The organism is Kitasatospora sp. NPDC056731, from assembly GCF_040687675.1.
Taxonomy (GTDB): Bacteria; Actinomycetota; Actinomycetes; order Streptomycetales; family Streptomycetaceae; genus Kitasatospora.
Window position 1 is genome coordinate 1 of the sequence record NZ_JBFBNR010000098.1, and the last position, 3,551, is coordinate 3,551.

The window sequence follows — 3,551 nt, forward strand, 5'->3', positions numbered from 1 at the left end:
TCGGCCACACCGGTGTGCAGGGCGAGGACCTCCGAGCCGGTGTCCAGCACCACCTGGGCGCCGGGCACCCGGTGGGTACGCGCGAGAGCGGGTACCCCGGCGGCAAGCCGCCGGGCAGGGCACGCCTCCGCTTCGCTTCGGCGAAATTCCCGCGCAAGCGCGGGAATAGAATTCCGCAAGCGGAATTCAAAAGCGATAAGTAAACCCGCTTCGCGGGTTTACCGGGATTCCCGCAAGCGGGAATCCTTTGGCTGGCTGGGAGGGCTGGTGCATCATGTGCGGCACTGTGTAAGCTCAGGAATCCCTGTTGACTCCTGGCAGTTCACTCTCCATCACCTCACCATCGGTCAAGGCCGGCGCCCCTGTCGAGCCCAGTGGACTCCGCTTCGCTCCGCCCACCCTGAACGCCCGTCACCACCCACCCCCAAAATCATCGTCCGAGAAAGCATGCCACCTTCGGGCCGGTTTCATTCCCGAACAGTGCCGTGCATCACCCCGGAGCTGGAACCTTCAGCAAGTCTGATGCATCACAGCGATGCACTGTGTAGAGTCAGTGTTGCAGGTGCACCCCCCGTATTCGGCTCTCTTGCGGGCTTCGTGCGGTCGAGGAAATCCCCTCCAGCATTCCATGGAAGGATCGGGGACATGCCCATCGAGTTGCGGGACCACCAGGTCGAGGCGGTCGACGCGATCATTCGCGCGCTGGACATCCCGCCGGGCATGGCGATTCCAGCGGACGGGCTGCGGGCACAGATTCACGCGGCCTGCGGGACCGGGAAGACGTACATCTGCGCGGCGGCCGCGCGGCGGATGGTGCCGCGTGGCCGGACACTCGTCCTGGTACCGACGCTGGCGTTGCTGGGGCAGACCATCAAGTCGTGGCGGGAGGTCGGGCACACGGGGCCGGCGGTCGCGGTGTGCTCGATGGAGGACGACGTCGAACTCTGGTCGATGGACGTCCGGTGCACGACGAACCCGATCCGGCTGGCGATGTGGCACGGCTCGGGGCCGGTGACCATGTTCGCGACCTACAGCTCGCTGGGGGTGCTCGCGGAGGCGTTCGAGGGCGCCTACGGCAAGCGTCTGGACCCGCTGGACCTGGCCGTGGTCGACGAGGCGCACCGCACGTCGGGGAGTCTGGGGAAGGCGTGGGCGGATATCCACCACCAGGACGTGATCCCGGCGGCACGGCGTCTGTACGCGACGGCGACCCCGCGTATCTGGCAGGAGAGGCCGGCGCCGTCGTGGGAGCTGCGGGAGGGGGAGCGGCTTGAGCGATTGCCGCAGGAGATGGCCGCGTCCATGGACGACGAGGCGATCTTCGGGCCGGTGGCGTGGAAGCTTCCGCTGTCCGAGGCGGTGAAGCGGGGGCTTCTCGCCAGGTACCAGATCATCGTGGTCGAGCTCACCGACCCGGTCGTCACCCCCGAGCGCCTGATGAGCCCCGAGAAGCGCAGCGAGGAGATCCGGGGCCAGCGGCTCGGCGCGCTCCAGGCCGCGATGCTCCACACCATGGCGCAGCACGCGTTGCAGACGATGATCACCTTCCATCACCGGACCATCGAGGCGCAGGCGTTCGCGGAGGGCCTGCCGGCCGTGGCGGCGAAGCTGCACGCTGGTGACCCCGAGTTCTACCCGGAGCGGGTCTGGGGGGACTGGCTTAAGGGCGAGCACGCCGGCGAGCGACGCCAGCGGGTGCTGGCGGAGTTCGGGCGCAGCGCGCGGCGGGCGGTGCTGGCGCAGTGTCGGGTGCTGGGTGAGGGCGTGGACATCCGGGCGGTGGACTCGGTGGCGCTGTTGGATCCGAAGGGGGCGCCGCACGACATCGTGCAGGCGGTCGGGCGGGCGCTGCGGCAGAAGCCCGGTGAGGGGAAGCTGGCGTCGCTGATCGTGCCGGTGTTCCTTGAGGAGGGCGAGGCACCGCAGGACATGTTCACCTCTGGGAGTTACCGGCCTTTGGTGAGTGTGCTTCAGGCGCTGCGGGCTCATGATGAGGAGGCTGTGGAGTTGCTGGCGATTCCTCAGGTCGAGCAGACGAATGTGGTTGAGCCGTCCATGGATATCGGTTCGGAGCCGCAGGAGGGCGAGCAGGAAAGCCGGTTGCTGCTGCGTTTCTCGGCTCCCAGGGATCCGGTGATGGTTGCGCGGTGGGTGTCGTTCAATGTGATCGACACGGAGCGGCAGGACTGGGCTCGTGGTTGGTCGGCGGCCGAGAGGTACTCGAAGCGGGAGGGGCATCTGCGGGTGCCGTTCGACCACCGCGAGGCCGCGAGGGAGGGGTTGGAGTACGCGAAGGCGTACCCGTTGGGGCACTGGGTGAGTGAGCAGCGCAAGGCGTACGCGGCCGGGTTGATGGAGGGTAAACGGGTCGAGCGGCTGGAGGCCCTGGGGATGGTGTGGGATCCGTTGGACGCGGCGTGGGAGGAGAACTTGGCCGCGTGCCGGGTCTACTTCGAGCACCACGGGACGCTGGCCGCTCCCCGTACAGCGACGGCGTTGGACAAGTCTGTGGGGCAGTGGCTGTCCAACCAGCGTCGCCCCGGCGTCCTGGGCGGGCGTCCTGACCGGGTGGAGGCGTTGGCCGGGATCGATCCGGGCTGGAACCCCGGGTGGCCGCTGGACTGGCAGCGCCACTACGCCGCCGTGACCGAGTGCGTCCAGGGCGGGGCGCAGCTGGCGGACCTGTTGCCCGGGGTGACGGTGCACGGGCTGGATGTGGGGCGGTGGTTGGAACGCCAGCGCCAGCACGTCGTCTGGCAGGGCCTGATGGACGGGCAGCAGCAGCGCCTGGCCCAGTTCGGTGTCCAGCCGCTGGCGGCCCCGGCCGGAGCCGGGGAAGGCCCAGCGAAGGGCGGCGCGGGTGGGCGCAAGACCGGCGCTGGGAAGGTGAGCGCGTTCGACCGCGGGCTGGTCGCGCTCGCCCAGTACCGCGAACGCACCGGGACGGTGACCGTGCCACGCAGCCACATCGAAGAGATCCCCGACAGCGGCCATGGCGACGACGGTGGCCGGGCCGACGGCGGTGGAGGCCTGGTCGAGGACGGCGGTGGGACGGTGCAGGTACGGCTCGGGGTGTGGATTTCGAACGTGAAGACCCGCCGGGCCAAGCTGACCGGCGAACAGCTCGACCGGCTCGCCGCACACGGCCTCGACTGGCACTAACCCCTGCCAGGCCCGGTGATCGGGCGGCTGTACGGCCGACCGATCACCGGTTGCCGACTCTCCACCCGGGGCCCCGGCCACGGGGACGCGGCGGGCAGCGCCGGCCCATCCCATCGGCACCCGAGTAGCAAGATCAGAAACGCACAGGAGATACGGCGAACGCGACACCGGACGGTACGGCTTCGCGCCGCTGCTGACACCACGGCCGAACTTCACAGGTGGGTGCGGGCACGGCGGGCCGGGTGGGCCGCAGGACGGGACACGAGTGCAAGCCGGGCATACGCCCCGGTCTGAGTCGTGCACCCGGGCCCGGTGGGTCAGGAAGCTGGTCACGGTTGCCCTGCGGCGACATCGAGGGCCGGCTGCATGCGTATCACCGGGTGATCATC

Annotated in this window: 1 protein-coding gene; it reads left to right on the forward strand. The window is 69.3% G+C overall.

The annotated features are described in order from the left end of the window. The first annotated feature begins 645 nt into the window (after positions 1-645). The gene (locus tag AB0R04_RS38815) at positions 646-3,162 is read left to right on the forward strand and encodes a Helicase associated domain protein (protein ID WP_363378884.1); all 2,517 of its coding nucleotides are present in this window, start codon (positions 646-648) and stop codon (positions 3,160-3,162) included. Positions 3,163-3,551: the final 389 nt, after the last annotated feature.